This window comes from Tissierella sp. MB52-C2, assembly GCF_030931715.1.
Lineage (GTDB): Bacteria > Bacillota > Clostridia > Tissierellales > Tissierellaceae > Tissierella.
This window is the reverse complement of sequence record NZ_CP133261.1, coordinates 3293035-3309756: the sequence shown is the minus strand read 5'-3', so window position 1 is coordinate 3309756 and position 16722 is coordinate 3293035. Positions and strand designations below refer to the sequence as shown.

Genomic DNA, 16722 nt, shown 5'->3' with positions numbered 1-16722 from the left:
GTGGATTTTATGAGATATTTAATTAGGGAAAGGATATTTTCCTTTTCAGATAGCTTCACTATAAACGATGAAAACAATAGACCCTATTATGAAGTAGTAGGAAAAGTATTTTCCATAGGTAATAAATTAAATTTATATGATATGAATGGAAGGAATTTACTATATATTGAACAGAAGATATTTAGATTTTTACCAGAGTATATTATCTATGAAGGCAATAAGGTTGTAGCAAGGATCCAGAAGGAGTTTACCTTTTTCAAACCTAAGTTTACAATAGATAGTTCCTATGGAGACTTTACCATAGATGGAGATGTTTTTGCCTATAATTTTAATATAATCAAAAATGGAAGACCTGTTGCTTGGATAAGTAAGAAGTTCCTTAGTTTTTCAGACACTTATTCTATAGATATAGCAGATGAAGAAAATCATGCCTTTATATTATCCTTAGTTATAGTATTAGACCAAGTATTCCATGATAATAGGAATAATAACTAGTGTAATCATAATGTAATATATATGTAACCATTTTATTACAAATCATTGATATACTATAATAAAGATAAGGAGTGATTTTAAAAATGAAAAGAACTACAAAATATATAGCAATATCATTGGCAACATATATGACTCTAAGTCCAGCGGTAGCTAGGGCAAATATGAATGCAGACTCAAATGTGGTACCTGTTTCTACAGAGGTTACTAATATAGAAAAAGCAGAGGTTCAAGATTATATGAACTATGAAGGAAAAGTTGCTGAAATAAGAAAAAATGGAGAAAATCTTTCTATACACGTAAAAGAAGAAGGAGATGAATATGGATTAATATTCCATATTAGCGAAGATGTAATTTTATTAAATGATGAAACTAAGGATTTTATTGATAAAGAGGAATTAAAAGAAGGAGCTATTATTACTGCATATTATGGTAAAAACACTCCAATGGCAATGAGCTTACCAGGACAACTTACACCAGGTGTAATAGTTGTGAAAGGAAGCGAAGAACCATCATTTATTAAAGTATCTGGATTTAATGATGAATTAGTAAGTGGAGAAAATGACTTAAAATTAAATATTAGTGAAGATACAGTTATAGTAAATAAAGATGGTGAAAAGGTAGAAAAAGAAAATATTAAAAACAAAGATCTAGTAGTTTTCTATACTATATCAACAAAAAGTATCCCAGCACAGACAACACCAGAAAAAATAGTTGTAATTGGAGATAAAAAAGAAGTAGGAAATGTAGAAGAAGTAGAAATTACAGCTTTAGACAAGATAATCATAGATGGAAAAGAAGTTAAATTACTTTCTCCAATCTACACTAATGATGAAGGTATAAAGATGATACCCCTTAGACAAATAGCTGAGGCATTAGAATATCAAATAAAATGGAGTAATGAAGCAAGAAGTGTAGAATTAACGAAAGGTGCTCAATGGACATCTATAGTTATTGGTGAAGATAACTATAACTTTGCAAAAATGATAGTTAAACTAGGCGTGGCACCAGAAATCAAGGGTTCGGCTACCTATGTTCCTTTTAATTTCTTAGAGGAAGTATTAAAAGTAGGAGTAGAAATAACAAAAGAGGGCATAATCAATATAGGTCTATAATATAAGACCTCCTTAAAAATCGGGAAATTGTGATTTAATCGCAATTTCCTGATTTTTTTATTGAACTAGTACATTAATTCGTTGTAAAAGAATGTAAATAATGTTACAATGATGTCATAATAAAGATTCCTCAAAATCCAATTTTAATGTCAGAAACAGTGGGGAGGGTAGAATTTGAAAAGTAAAAATATACGGCTGAAAATGATTTACATAATCTTTGTAACATTGATCCCATTATCAATACTGAAGTTTGTAGATATAAAAAGTCAACTGGAGCTAAGTATTGAAACGGAAGTGCGAGAAAATCAAGATATAGCAGCAATGATCAGTAGTGTATTTGTGAACTTTTTAGAAAGAATATGGGACAATCAGTATACAATTGGTAATTCCATAACTGCACATGATGATTGGAATAATGACAATATAAGAGAATATTTCAATAGCATTAATTCAAATAATAATCCTCTTAATATGAAATATTATTGGGCAACTAAGGATGGAACCATAACCTCAGGACTTTATAATAATAATTTGGGAATAGACATAAGAGATACTACATACTATAATGAAATTTTATCAGGGAAGGAAAAAGTTATAGGGGATTTACAATATAGCTCTATAAATGGAGAATTAATAGTCCCTATAGCTAGAGGAATAAGGGTTGGCGGAGAATTAAAGGGAATAGTTATAAATGCCTTAAGAGCTGATGATATAGAAGAAATGATCCCACTAGGTGGAATAAGTGGAAAAAGTACATATGGAATAATAGACAAAAAAGGAACCTATGTATATTGTTCTATCATTAAGCAGATGTCAATGGAGGAAAGAAAAACAGTCCTAGATTCACCTGATATAATGGCATTAAAGGGACAAATTGTTAGAACTAATTCAAGATATTCTCAATTTGATGAAAAAGAAAAAATGGAAATAAAATACCCAATAGAAGAAATAGGATGGTCAACCTTTGCGATAACGTCTATAGAAGAATTACTAATAGATAATAGACAGACATTTACAAAAGACATACTTATCCTTATTTTTTTCTACTTTTTATCATTTATTACAGCTGTTTTAGTCTCGGAAGGATTTATTAAATCTATTGATAAACTAAAAGATACTGCAAATAAGGTTACAAAGGGCGATTTAAATGTACGGACAGAAATCCACAACGATGATTATTTAGGGGATGTAGGACAGGCTTTTGATAGCATGATAGAAGCTGTTGATGGAAAGGTAAAAGAAGTAGAGGAGTATAATAATTTAAAGTCTCAATTTTTAGCGACTATGTCTCATGAATTAAAGACTCCATTAAATATAATATTAGGCTGTGTTCAATTGTTGGAGAATTGTGATGTAGAGGATGAGGAATTTATACATTATTTTAATAAATATATTTATATGCAGAAACAAAATAGTTACCGACTGCTTAGATTGATTAATAATATTATTGATATAAATAAATTGGAGACAAATCACTTTAACTTCAGACCTATGAATAACGACATAGTCAAAGTAGTTGAAGACATCACCATGTCTATTGTTGAATATACTAAATTGAAAAATATTAATATCATATTTGATACAGATATGGAAGAAAAAATAATTGCCTTTGATTCAGATATGATGGAAAGAATCATATTAAATCTACTATCAAATGCAATTAAGTTTACAGAGGTCGGCGGACAAATTGAAGTCAATATAAACAATACAGAAGGATTAGTTATAATTTCTGTAAAGGACAATGGTATGGGAATACCAGAGGATAAGCTTGATATTATATTCGAAAGGTTTTCTCAAGTGGATTCTCCATTAAAGAAAAGGGCAGAGGGTTCAGGGGTTGGATTACATTTAGTTAAGGCATTAGTAGAATTACATGAAGGTTCTATATCAGTGAAAAGTAAATTAGGACAGGGAACAGAATTTATAGTAGGATTACCAGATAAGCTAATTGATGAGTTCTATGATATGGAAGACAGTAATATTCCAATTAACACAGAAAGAATACAAGTTGAATTCTCAGATATTTATGTATAAAGTGGAAACAGAAATGCTTATACGAGAATATAAATTTATGTTAAAATAAACATATAGTATACTATAACAGGAAGTGATTAAATGTATTCAGAATACTCAATGAAGGTAATAGAACATTTTATGAGCCCTAGAAATGTTGGAAGTATGAAAGATCCTGATGGTGAGGGAACATATGGAGACTTAAAATGTGGTGATTCATTAACTATTTACATTAAGGTAAAGGATGATGTAATAACAGATATTAGTTTTTTAGTATTTGGATGTACTGCATCTATAGCTACAAGCAGTATGATAACTGAAATGGCAAAGAACAAAACCATTGAAGAGGCTTTAAGTATAACAGAAAAACAGCTGATAGATGCTTTGGATGGACTTCCTCAAAGTAAAATTCACTGTTCAGTTCTTGGAGTAAAAGGATTAAGGGCTGCCATAAATGACTATTTAGAAAAAAATAGATCCTTATAAAAAATATCTATATGAAACCATGTACCTATTGATAAAAACAATTGGTACATGGTTTTTTTACATGGTAATATTTTATGTGTACTTAATTCTTAAAAAGGAGCGATAATATGAGACCATTGATAATGGAAGAAGTGGAAGCTTTAAGAGGTGTAAATTCAGTCAAAATCAAAGAGGCCCATGAAGCAGGAAAAAAAGTAGTAGGAATGTATTGTGTATTTTCACCCTCAGAGATAGCATTGGCGGCAGATGCCATTTCCGTAACATTATGTGGGACAACTCAAGGACCTATAGAAGATGCAGAGAAAGAGCTGCCAAGAAACTTATGTCCACTAATTAAATCAAGTTATGGCTTTGCAATTACAGATAAATGTCCATACTTCTATTTCTCAGATATCCTATTAGCTGAAACTACTTGCGATGGAAAGAAAAAGATGTATGAACTAATGGGTAAAATAAAACCTATGCATATAATGAACCTACCTCAAACAGCTGATGATGAAGATTCCTTGGAATTATGGAAAAAAGAAATGGTTAAGTTTAAAAACTTCCTAGAAGAAAAGCTTGGAGTAGAAATAACAGATGACAAATTGAGAGATGCAATTAAATTGATGAATAGAGAAAGAGATGCGATGAAGAGACTACATAAATTAAATGCTCATAAGCCTGCACCCTTATCAGGAATGGACATGATGTTGGCTCAATGGCTAAAAGGCTTCAATGTAGATAAAGAAGCAGGAATTAATTTAATTGAAAGACTTATAGACGAAGTAGAAGAAAGAATGGAAAAAGGAATCTATGCCTTTGATGAAAAGGCACCTAGAATACTACTTACAGGATGTCCAATTGGATCTGGTTCAGAGAAGGTACTAAAGGCATTAGAAGAAGCCGGTGCATCTGTAGTAGCTTTAGAAAATTGTACTGGATATAAGGGATTAGATGTTATGGTAGATGAAAATAAAGATCCTATAACTGCTTTAGCAGAAAAATATCTTTCTACTCCTTGTTCATGTATGACCAATAATAATGGAAGATTAGAATTAATAGGAAGATTAGCTAAGGAATATGATGTAGATGGAGTAGTAGATTTGACTTGGCAAGCATGTCACACATATAATATCGAATCCTTTACAGTTAAGAAATTTGTTCAAGAGGAATTAAATCTTCCATTTATTCAAATAGAGACTGACTACTCAGATTCAGATACAGGACAAGTAAAAGTAAGAGTTGAAGCTTTCTTAGAAACAATAGAAAAACCAGTGATGGCAAATTAAAGGATGATTAAAATGCATTATATAGGAATAGACATAGGCTCCACAGCTGCAAAGGTTTCGGTGTTTAGTGATGATAAACTAATAGAAAATTTCACCATGCCTACGGGATGGAGCAGTGTGGAAACTTCGAAAACAATAAAGGAAAGACTAGAGAAGCAAAATATAAAAATAGAAGATTCAAAAGTTGTGGCAACTGGATACGGAAGAATATCTGTACCTTATGCAGATAAAACCATAACAGAAATAACTTGTCATGGTAGAGGGACTCATTATCTATTAGGAGCAGATTGTACTGTAATAGACATAGGCGGACAGGATACAAAAATAATTACATTAGAAAATGGAAAAGTGTCTAATTTCACCATGAACGATAAATGTGCAGCGGGCACAGGTCGATTTCTAGAGCTAATGGCAAATACTTTAGGTGTAAGTATAGATGAATTGGGTGAAATGGCTCTTTTAGGAGAGGATGTAAATATAACCAGTATGTGTACAGTATTTGCAGAGTCTGAAGTCATAAGCCTTATAGGCTCTGGGACAAAAAGGGAAAGTATAGCAAGAGGAATAGTAAACTCTATTACAGGAAGGGTATATGCTTTACTTCATAAACATGGGGCTACAGATACAATATTTTTAACAGGTGGACTATGTGAAGTAAAACCTTTTGTTACTCTTCTCTCAGAAAAATTACAGAATGAAGTGAAGACAAATGATTTAGCAAGATATGCAGGTTCCATTGGAGCAGCTTTGCTAGCTAAGAATATTTAGTTATAAAAAGAACTAATTTGAAAAATTAGTTCTTTTTTTATAGCTAATAGAGAAGTTCTGCTTTCAATACTTTAATATCAAGAACTTGTTATGGGATCAAAGAGTTTCAAAAAGTTTTCTTTGAAATATTTTTTAGACCCCCTTTTATTTATCGCTTTAATGGGTATAAGCATAAAAAAATCTATAGGTATATATAAAGCTATAAAATAAACTAATATATGATATAATATTATCAATAAATTATTTATAATAACAAGAATATTAGGGGGGAGAGGAATTGAAGAAAGGTAAGAAAAGTATTAAGACAGAGTTGACAGTATTACTTCTATTTGTATCAGTAGTGCCACTAGTATTGTTGGGAATATTATCATATAAAATATCTTTTAATACTTTATATGATAAACTGAAGATCATGTCTTTACAAAATATAGAGGAAGTTCAAAACTCCATAGATTTTTCCTTTGGAAGGTTTGAGTCTTTAATTAATATGTTTAGTGAAGATAAGATGTTTAAGGATGTGTATTTTGATTATGATTTGACAGATGAAGCCTTTGAAAGATTAGGATATGCACAGAAAAGTGATAAGGCTATTTTAGGAGCATATATAGGTTTAGAAAATAAACAGACCATATTGTATCCTAAAACTGAATTAGCACCTGACTATGATCCCACAGCAAGGGATTGGTATAAGGATGCAGTAGCAAATAAGGGAAATATAACTTATTCTAACCCATATATAGACGCATTTACAGGAAAAAACATAATAACTATATCTAAAACTGTAGAACAAAATGGCAACATAGTAGGTGCACTTGCAATAGATATAGCTTTAGAGGACTTGACCAATATGTTTTCATCTATTAAGATTGGAGAAAATGGTTATTTACATATAATTGACTCAAAAGGTATAACAGTAGCTCATCAAGATTCTCAAGAGTTAAGTAAGGAAACAGCTAAAGAGATGATTTGGTATAACGATATATTAGATACAGAACAAGATTTTAAAACATATGAAATTAACGGAAAAAAACAATATATAGGACATACAACCGATAGCCAAAGGGCATGGAAAATAGTAGTTACTTTAGATGAGAAGGAACTATTAGACCACATCCATAAATTAAGATTAATAATTCAAATTATAGTAGTCATTATAGGTGTTGTTTCATTGGTATTATCTTTAATTGTAGTTAAAGGGATAAATAATAATATAAATAAGATTTTAAAGGCTTTTGAAAGGGTATCAAGTGGTGATCTGCTAGTTCATGCAGAGGTAAATACTGGAGATGAATTCCAAACTCTGGCAGAGGGATTTAACAGTATGGTAGATACTATTAAGAACCTAGTTTTAGATATAAATAACTCTTCAGATATTATACTTTCTACATCGGACAATATGAGTGCCAGTGCAAATGAAACCTCCATAGCAATAGACGAGATAAGTATAACAATCGATCAATTGGCTCAAGGAACTATAAATCAGGCTGAAGATATTAACGAAGGAGTAATAGGCATAAACAAATTGGCAGAAGAAATCCAAGATATAGAAGAACTAGCAAATAATATGAATAGAATATCTCTAGAAACCAATGCCTTAAGTCAGGACGGGCTTAAATATATGAATAAATTAACGGAGAGAACTAGAGAAGTAAATATATCTACTGGAGATATGTCTAAAGCCATAAATGAAATGAATCAAGCAACTGGAGAAATAGGAATTATAACTGAGGCCATAAATGGCATATCGTCTCAGACAAATCTTTTAGCATTGAATGCAGCCATAGAGGCAGCAAGAGCAGGAGATGCCGGCAGAGGATTTGCTGTAGTAGCAGATGAAATAAGAAAACTTGCAGAACAATCAAGTGCTGCCACAGGAAAGATTCAAGAACTAATAGAAGATATAAAGAAAAAATCTGAACTGGCAGTACATTCTATGGATAATACTCAAATAATAGTTAAAGATCAAGGGGAAGCTGTAGAAGATACGAGAGAGATATTTAGTAAAATATTAGAGAGTATCAATAATTTAATGGAAGGTATAGAGAATGTAAAACACACCATAGAAGATACGAACAAGGATACAGATAATATAGTAAACACAATGTCAAGTATAGCAGCAGTAGCAGAAGAATCTTCAGCAAGTACGGAGGAGGTATCTGCATCAGCAGAGGAAATAAACGCAACTATGACAGAATTTAATGAAACAGCATTAAAATTAAAAAGATTATCACAAGAACTAAAAGAACGATTAAATATTTTTACAATATAATGACCTCAAAAGACAAGTTCACAATTTATACTAAGTATAAATTGTGAACTTGTCTTATTTTTCTTGTGTTTTCATAGTAATACTAATATAATATTATTAATTTTTATTGTGATAATGTAAGAAAGGAAGATGGGAATATGACAAAAGATAGAATAAAGGAGGGAATTATAGCTGTACTACCAATAGTAATAGGGTATTTTCCCATAGCTATGGCTTTTGGGCTACTATCAAAAAATACGGATGTTACTTTTAGAAATACAAGCCTTTTATCTGTAATGGTATATGCAGGGGCTAGTCAATTTATGGCATTGGATCTTATAAGGGCAGGAGTATCTGCAGGCAGCATAATACTTGCAACTTTCTTATTAAATCTTAGGCATATGATGATGTCAGCATCATTGGCAGTAGAATTTCAAGATATGAATAAAAAGTTTCTACCGATAGTAGCCTTTGGAATTACTGATGAAACATTTTCAGTAATTTCCTTTAATAAAGATAAGATTGACTTACCATTTGTGCTTACAATAAATATATTAGCCTATAGTTCGTGGGCATTAGGTACAATTGCGGGGTATTTAGTGGGAGAAATACTTCCTGCTTCTTTGCAGTCTAGTCTGAGTATAGGATTATATGCAATGTTTGCAGCATTACTTTTTCCAGAAATAAAGAAATCAAAGAATATTTTATTCCTATCCATAATATCAGCAGTAGTTTATGTAATATTATTTTATTCTAAGATATTTACTTCAGGCTGGGATATAATCCTTGGAATTATTATATCTTCTTCCATAGGAGTGGTTATCTTTAGGAAAAATGAGGAGGAATAAGATGAAAAGCTATTTGCCACTAATAATAGGTATGACTTTAGTTACATATTTACCAAGGTTAATACCATTAGCATTATTAAACAACAGAAATATAAATAAAAGTTTGAAGGAATTTCTCCTATATATACCCTATACCTCTTTGAGTATCTTAATCATAAGAGGTATATTGACTGCTGCTGATGGGATGAAAATAGTAACTGTCATAGGTGTTGGAATTGCGGCTATTATATCATATATAAAAGGAAATTTAGTTCTATCAGTTTTAGCTGGAATAATATTATCATTTCTAACAATAAATACCCTAGTATAGTATAAAATGTTTGGTGACTTTTTCGTAAGGGTATATTATCAATATTCAAGGACAATATCGAATTGACATATATATTATTGAAGGGAGAAATGAAGATGGAAAAAGTTAAATTAGCAGTAATATACTATAGTTCAACAGGGATAAATTATAAATTAGCTAAGATGGCGGAAGAAGGAGCCTTAGAAGCAGGGGCAGAAGTCAGGGTTCTTAAAGTTCAAGAGTTAGCACCAGAGGCTGCTATAGATTCCAACCCAGCATGGAGAGCCAATGTAGAGGCAACAAAGGATATACCCATAGCTACATCGGCAGATTTAGATTGGGCAGATGCTATAATATTCTCAATGCCAACTAGATTTGGAAACTTACCTTCACAAATGAAACAATTCTTAGATATGCAAGGTGGAATGTGGGCACAAGGGAAGCTTACAAATAAAGTAGTTTCAGCAATGGCATCAGCTGGAAATCCTAACGGTGGGCAAGAGGTTACAGTAAAATCACTATATACGTCAATGATGCACTGGGGAGCAATTATAGTGCCACCAGGATTTACTGATGATTCAATATATAAAGCAGGAGGAAATCCATACGGTACATCTGTTACACAGGGGCAAGATGGAAACATGGTTGAGGATGTAAACGACGCAGTGAAACATCAAGCAAAGAGAACGGTAGAAGTAGCCAGTTGGATTAAAAAAGGGAAGTAATTGCAGAATAAAAAACTAGGTAATATATTACCTAGTTTTTGCTTTTAATAGGGCGATAGAAATTTTTACATTGAAAATAAAAGATTTATGTCATTAATTTGTTAATTGTCAATCAATGAATTAATCTTGTATTTTATCTATGATTGTTAGCATTTCATAGCAAAGATATTGTATAAAAATGGGAAGCTTCATATAATTGATATAAAGATAATACTCTACTATATTAATGTGAAATATTTATCTTTTAGAAAAAGGAAAGGAGGAAATGTAGTTAAAGTTAAATAGAATTTACTAAGTATAAGGTGGTGGTATTAATGAAGATTCTCAAAGAGTTAGCTATCATAGTTGGAATATTATTTACAGCGCATATTACCCAGTACATAACAAAAATACCTATTCCAGCTACAGTTTTAGGAATGATAATATTATTAATCTGTTTACTCACTGGAATAGTAAAATTAGAGCAAATTGAATCTGTATCTCAGTTTTTTCTAGATCATTTAACTTTTCTATTTATTCCTGGGGGTGTGGGATTAATAGCATCTTTAGATCTAATAAAGGAGCAATGGCTGCCAATTCTAGCAGTTATAATTCTGACAACAGCATTAGTAATGGCTGCTACAGGTTTAACTGTCCAAATGTTAAAAGGTAGAAGAAAGGAGGGAATCAAATAATGGTTTATTTAGATACACCTATATTTGGATTCGTTATTTCAATTATTGCTTTTCAAATAGGGCTTTTTATAAATAAGAAAACTAAGAAGGCAATATTTAATCCTTTAATTATAGCAATAGGATTGATAATAATTTTATTAACATATCTTAATATTGATTATGAAGTTTACAACAAAGGAGGTAGTATAATTACTTTCTTTTTAGGACCTGCAACAGTAGTTCTGGCAGTGCCATTATATAAACAAATAGAAAGGCTAAAGAGCAGTGGAATTTCAGTACTGCTAGGTATAATAGTGGGATGTATTACATCAATAATTAGTATATTCTATTTAAGTAAGATGTTTGGATTAACTGAATCTGTATCTGTGTCGCTTATACCAAAGTCTGTAACAGCGGCTATCTCTAGAGAAATATCTGCCCAAATAGGAGGAATACCAGCTTTAACTGTTGCTGTAACTGTACTTACGGGAATTACAGGAAATGTTATAGGACCTTATGTCTGTAAACTATTTGGAATTAGAGATGAAGTTGCTATGGGAATAGCAATGGGGACGGCTTCACATGCTATAGGAACGGCAAAGGCTATGGAATTAGGAGAAGTACAAGGGGCAATGGGTTCACTGGCCATAAGTGTTGCAGGATTAATTACCGTATTTTTAACACCATGGTTACTTCAGATATTAATTTAATTAGGAGGTTTTCAAAATGATAAAAAGATCTGATGAATTAAGAAAAGACGTAGTTGTAAATTTAATGCAAGGAGAAGGAGAAATTAAGAGAACTCATTTATTTGAAGTAGAAGATTTCTGTGGACACGGTAGATTATTTGCAAAGCATATAATAGAACCTGGAAATTCCATAGGATTCCATAAACATGAAGGAGAGCAAGAAGCTTATTATATACTTAAGGGTCAGGCGCTTTATAGCGATAATGGAAATGAAATGACCATTAAAGAAGGAGATTTCACTTTATGTAAAAGCGGTGAGGGTCATTCAATAAAAAACATTGGAAATGAGGATTTAGAATTTATAGGCTTAATTATGAAGGCTTAAATAATATAAAATAAAGGGAGGAATATAGGATGAAACCTAGAAAGTTAGTTATGATACCAGGACCAACACCTGTTGTAAGGTCTATTCAAAATCAGATGGGAAGAGAAACAGTTGCTTTTGGAGATCCAGGATTTATAAATGACTATAAAGAATTACTTAAAGATATGAAGGAATTATGGAAAACAGAAGGAGAAGTATTTGTTATTGCAGGTACTGGTACCATGGCAATGGAAATGGGTATAGCAAATACTTTAAAATCAGGCGATAATTTACTTATCGTATCAAATGGATTCTTTGGAGATAGATTTATTGATCTTGCTGAAAGAAAAGGTATAAATGTAGATGTAATAAGCAGTGAATGGGGAAAAATCGTACCTATAGAAGATATTGAAGCAAAACTAAATGAAAAGAAATACGATGGAATTACAGTAACTCATGTGGATACATCAACAGGAGTTTGTGCTCCAATAAAAGAAATTGGTGAAATGTTAAAAAAATTCCCTGAGACAATATATATTGTAGACGGAGTTTGTGCTACAGCAGCTGAACCAGAGTATGTAGATGATATGAATATAGATATTCTAATCACTGGATCACAAAAAGCCTTTGGAGTAGCACCAGGACTTGCAATAGTATGGGCAGGACCTAAAGCAATGGAAAGAAGGAAAGAACTTGGAAGAATTCCAGAGTATTATATAGACTTTGATAAATGGCTCCCAATTATGAATGATCCTTCAAAATACTTTGCTACACCAGCAATAAATATGATTTGGGCACTTAAAGAATCAGTAAGAATTATTAAAGAAGAAGGAATAGAAAATAGATACGAAAGACATAGAAAAAATGCTAGGGCAATGCAAGCAGCTTTAGAGGCTATAGGCTTTACATTACTAGCAGAAAAAGACCATAGAGCAGTTACATTATCGAATGTTCTATATATGGACGGAGTAGATGATTTAGAATTCAGAAAGATTTTAGGAGAAGAAGGAGTAGTCGTAGCAGGAGGATTAGCAGCTTATGCAGGAAAAATGTTTAGATTAGGTCATATGGGGAATATAGATATTCACGATATGATTTCCACAATAGCGGCCATAGAAAGAGCTTTATATAGATTAGGAATTGAAGTAGAACTTGGTAAAGGCGTAGGGGTATTAATGGTAGAATTGCTTAAATAATAGATAGAAGAGGATGGTAGCAGCCATCCTTTTTTCTATAAAGATAAACTCTGTTAAATATTTTTAAAAAGATATATAATTGACTTATAGTACGTAAGAGGTGAAAACAAAATGTCAACTATATTTATGGATCTAGTTAATAGAGTTGGAATAATAATGATACTTGCTTTTATAATTTCTAGGGTAAAGCCAGTTAAAAGATTATTAGCCAAGAAAAATATTAAGATTAGAGATAAATTAATTTTATCTGTAATCTTTGGAGTATTTGGGATAATTGGAACTTATATAGGAATATATATACATGGAGGACTTGCTAATTCTAGAGCTATTGGAGTTGTTGTAGGAGGACTTTTAGGTGGACCTATGGTGGGAATATTAGCTGGAATTATAGCAGGTTTTCATAGAATGATAATAGATATAAATGGATTAACCACTATGGCTTGTACTATCTCTACTATATTAACAGGAATAATATCTGGATTATTAAGCAAGAGGTACTATAAAAGTAAAAATAAATGTGTGATGGCAACAGTAGGAGGAGTAGTAGTAGAGATCATACAGATGGCTTTAATATTACTGATTTCTAGACCCTTTTCCGATGCTCTAGGAATAGTAAAAATAATTGCACTTCCTATTATTGTATTAAATTCTACAGGTATAGCTGTGTTCATTGCAATAATAGATAGTATATCTAGTGAACAAGAAAGGGTAGCTGCTAAACAAGCACAAGTGACTCTAAAAATAGCTAATAGATCCTTTCCATACTTTATAAAAGGATTTAATAAAGAAACAGCTTTGGCAACTTCGAAGATAATACAAGAAATGATAGATGTTGAGGCTATAGTCTTTACGGATAAAGAAAATATATTATCATATATAGGGACTAAAGAGGGAAATCACAAGATTAAAGAAAATGATATAAAAACCTTGGCAAGAGAGGTTATAGAAATGGGATATACAAAAGTATTAAATATAAAAATAGATTCTAAGGGGCGTAAGGAAAAACTAGGTTCAGCGATTATTGTTCCACTTAAAGAAAATACTGAAACCATAGGTACTTTAACATTATATAGGGAGAGAGAAGACTCCATCACCAAGGTGGATTTAGAACTAACTCTAGGCTTAGGCGATTTATTCTCAACTCAAATAGCTTTGAGCAAGTTAGAATATCAGAAGCGCCTCTTAGCAAAAGCTGAATTGAAAGCACTCCAATCTCAAATAAATCCACATTTTTTGTTTAACTCAATAAATACTATAGCTTTTTGTACTGAAACAGAACCGGAAAAAGCTAAAGAATTATTATTGCATTTGGGAGCTTGCTTTAGGAAAAGTTTGAAACAGAACTCTGAGGAAGTAAATATATATGAAGAAATAGAATATATTAGATCCTATATTGAAATTGAGAAAGCTAGATTTGGGTCAAAATTAGAAGTCATATTTGATATACCTGATGATTTAGATTGTTATTTGCCGCCTTTAATACTTCAACCTATAGTTGAGAATGCAATAAATCATGGAATATTTGAAAAAATAGAGGGAGGTACAGTAAGAATAACAGCTATAGATGGAAAAGAAAGGACTATTTTAATAGTAGAAGATAACGGCATAGGTATTAAAGAAGAATTTCTATCTAAGATATTTAGTAATGGAAGAAATAATGACTCTATAGGATTGATTAATGTAAACAGTAGGTTAAAAAACAAGTATGGAGAAAGCTATGGACTAGAAATAAATAGTCGATATAATCAGGGGACAACTGTAACAATGAAGATTCCTAAAATAAGGGAGGTTGAACTCAATGTTAAGGTGTCTAGTTGTTGATGATGAGGATTATGCAAGAAAGGGATTAATTTCATTGCTTAGAGACTTTGACGAAGTAGACGTAGTTGGAGAGGCTTCTAATGGATATGAGGCCATAAGTAAGAATAAAGAATTAAAGCCAGACTTAATTTTTCTAGATATTCGAATGCCACAAATGAGTGGATTGGAAGTTGCAGATATTATTATGAAAGAGAAAGGACGCGCTGGAATTGTATTTACAACAGCTTATGATGAATTCGCAATAAAAGCCTTTGAAGTTAATGCAGTAGACTATTTATTAAAACCCATATCAAAATCTAGATTAAGACAAAGCATTGAAAAAATCGTGGAATTAAACAAAGAGGAGAATCGAGGGCATATAGAAGATGTAGAAAAGATAATCACAGAATTGCGTAAAAATGAAGAGTACAAGAGTACGAAGATATATATTAATGAGAAAGACAAGATAATAGTTCTGAACCCTTCTGATATAGTATACATTAGTAGTTTAGATGGATATGCATACATAATAACTACTAAGGGGAGCTTTAAATCCCGTATAACATTAAACAGTTTAGAGGAACAATTAAACTATCCAGATTTTTTTAGAGGGCATAGAAGTTATTTAGTAAACTTGAATTTTATTGAAAGCATAATTCCCTGGTACAATGCCACATATGCCTTAGAATTAACAGGAGTAAAGGAAAAGATACCCATTAGTCGGAGTAAATTAAATGAATTTAAAGATATAATGAAGATATAAAGTCGAAAGCTAGGTGGACTTCACCTAGTTTTTTTAATAATATAAATATATAATAGAAGTAATTGAGATTGAGGGGGAACAATATGCAAACGTCTTTTGTAATACAGCAGGTTATAGTATTAGCAATATTAATGGCAGTAGGATACATAGCAACAAAGAAAGATATAATAAATGAAAATATATCTAAGGGTATGACTCAGATACTTACAGCAATAGCATTACCTGCACTTATAATTTCATCCTTTAATATGAGCTATTCAAAGGATACATTGAGGGGAGTATTATTAATATTCGTATATTCTATAGGAGTACACATTATCACTCTATTAATATCCAAGATTCTTTTTATAAAATATCCTAGAGAGAAAAAAGCTGTTTTAATATTTGGTACAGCATTTCCTAACTCCGGATTTATGGGACTTCCATTGATATTTGAATTGTTTGGACAAGAAGCGGTGCTTTATGCCTCTGTATTTATGATACCTTATCATACTATATTGTGGACCTATGGAGAAAGAATGCTTTCAAAGGAAAAAACACAATCACCATTTAAAGTATTAGTGAAAACTCCAGCACTAATTGCAGTATTTCTAGGTACAATAATGTTTATACTAAAAATAGAGATGCCTTATGTAGTTAGTAAACCTCTTTCAATGTTATCAGCACTTACCTCACCATTATCAATGTTAATATTGGGTGAAAAAATGACTAAGCTGAAATTAAAAGAAATAATCGGAGATAAGGATATATATTATGCTTGTTTTATTAAATTAATTGTAGCACCGATTACGGCATTATTGCTGCTTAAGGCTATAAATGCACCACAACTTCTTACAAGTATAGTAGTTACAATGCAATCCTTACCAACAGCAATACTACTTGTAGTCTTGACTCAAAAGCATGATTGTGAAATAGAGTTTGCTTTAAAATTCAACATAATAAGTCATATATTATCTATATTGACTATACCAATAATTTCAGTACTACTATAAAAAGATCAAT

At 31.4% G+C, this 16722-nt stretch carries 17 protein-coding genes; all 17 read left to right on the top strand.

The genetic code is table 11. From position 1 onward, the window contains the following. Positions 1–9: 9 nt before the first annotated feature. The 17 genes from RBU61_RS16595 to RBU61_RS16515 all read left to right on the top strand — a co-directional run bounded on the left by RBU61_RS16595 (position 10) and on the right by RBU61_RS16515 (position 16712). Entirely contained in the window at positions 10–495 is a 486-nt protein-coding gene (locus tag RBU61_RS16595) for an LURP-one-related family protein (RefSeq protein WP_308876761.1), read from the top strand. 83 nt (positions 496–578) lie between these two features. Then, the gene (locus RBU61_RS16590) at positions 579–1607 is read left to right on the top strand and encodes a stalk domain-containing protein (RefSeq protein ID WP_308876760.1); all 1029 of its coding nucleotides are present in this window, start codon (positions 579–581) and stop codon (positions 1605–1607) included. Positions 1608–1781: 174 nt separating this feature from the next. Next, a complete protein-coding gene (locus tag RBU61_RS16585) occupies positions 1782–3641 on the top strand; it encodes a sensor histidine kinase (RefSeq protein ID WP_308876759.1) in 1860 nt (619 codons plus the stop codon). Positions 3642–3722: 81 nt separating this feature from the next. Then, positions 3723–4106 carry an iron-sulfur cluster assembly scaffold protein gene (locus RBU61_RS16580; protein ID WP_308876758.1) on the top strand — a complete coding sequence of 128 codons (384 nt, stop codon included), beginning with the start codon at positions 3723–3725 and terminating at the stop codon, positions 4104–4106. A 107-nt stretch (positions 4107–4213) separates the two neighbouring features. Beyond that, entirely contained in the window at positions 4214–5377 is a 1164-nt protein-coding gene (locus RBU61_RS16575) for a double-cubane-cluster-containing anaerobic reductase (RefSeq protein WP_308876757.1), read from the top strand. A 12-nt stretch (positions 5378–5389) separates the two neighbouring features. Beyond that, positions 5390–6145 carry an acyl-CoA dehydratase activase gene (locus RBU61_RS16570; RefSeq protein WP_308876756.1) on the top strand — a complete coding sequence of 252 codons (756 nt, stop codon included), beginning with the start codon at positions 5390–5392 and terminating at the stop codon, positions 6143–6145. Between the two features lie 277 nt (positions 6146–6422). Beyond that, positions 6423–8414 carry a methyl-accepting chemotaxis protein gene (locus RBU61_RS16565; RefSeq protein ID WP_308876755.1) on the top strand — a complete coding sequence of 664 codons (1992 nt, stop codon included), beginning with the start codon at positions 6423–6425 and terminating at the stop codon, positions 8412–8414. Between the two features lie 137 nt (positions 8415–8551). Continuing rightward, positions 8552–9241: an AzlC family ABC transporter permease gene (locus RBU61_RS16560; protein ID WP_308876754.1), complete on the top strand. Its 690-nt coding sequence runs from the start codon at positions 8552–8554 to the stop codon at positions 9239–9241. Position 9242: 1 nt separating this feature from the next. After that, positions 9243–9551, top strand: a complete 309-nt coding sequence (locus tag RBU61_RS16555; protein ID WP_308876753.1) for an AzlD domain-containing protein — start codon at positions 9243–9245, stop codon at positions 9549–9551. A 95-nt stretch (positions 9552–9646) separates the two neighbouring features. Continuing rightward, complete coding sequence (gene wrbA / locus RBU61_RS16550; RefSeq protein WP_308876752.1) at positions 9647–10255, top strand: NAD(P)H:quinone oxidoreductase; 609 nt, start codon at positions 9647–9649, stop codon at positions 10253–10255. Between the two features lie 314 nt (positions 10256–10569). Then, positions 10570–10929: a CidA/LrgA family protein gene (locus RBU61_RS16545; protein WP_308876751.1), complete on the top strand. Its 360-nt coding sequence runs from the start codon at positions 10570–10572 to the stop codon at positions 10927–10929. Further along, positions 10929–11618 (top strand): LrgB family protein, encoded by a 690-nt coding sequence (locus tag RBU61_RS16540; RefSeq protein ID WP_308876750.1) that lies wholly within the window; start codon positions 10929–10931, stop codon positions 11616–11618. Before RBU61_RS16545 ends, RBU61_RS16540 begins: the two co-directional genes overlap by 1 nt. A 16-nt stretch (positions 11619–11634) precedes the next feature. Then, entirely contained in the window at positions 11635–11982 is a 348-nt protein-coding gene (locus tag RBU61_RS16535; protein WP_308876749.1) for a cupin domain-containing protein, read from the top strand. A 29-nt stretch (positions 11983–12011) separates the two neighbouring features. Further along, positions 12012–13157, top strand: a complete 1146-nt coding sequence (locus RBU61_RS16530) for an alanine--glyoxylate aminotransferase family protein (protein WP_308876748.1) — start codon at positions 12012–12014, stop codon at positions 13155–13157. 111 nt (positions 13158–13268) lie between these two features. After that, a complete protein-coding gene (locus tag RBU61_RS16525; protein WP_308876747.1) occupies positions 13269–14978 on the top strand; it encodes a LytS/YhcK type 5TM receptor domain-containing protein in 1710 nt (569 codons plus the stop codon). After that, positions 14956–15720, top strand: coding sequence for a LytTR family transcriptional regulator DNA-binding domain-containing protein (locus RBU61_RS16520; RefSeq protein WP_308876746.1), 765 nt, complete (start codon positions 14956–14958; stop codon positions 15718–15720). The genes RBU61_RS16525 and RBU61_RS16520 overlap by 23 nt, the downstream gene beginning before the upstream one ends. An 83-nt stretch (positions 15721–15803) precedes the next feature. Then, positions 15804–16712 (top strand): AEC family transporter, encoded by a 909-nt coding sequence (locus tag RBU61_RS16515; protein ID WP_308876745.1) that lies wholly within the window; start codon positions 15804–15806, stop codon positions 16710–16712. Positions 16713–16722 lie beyond the last annotated feature (10 nt).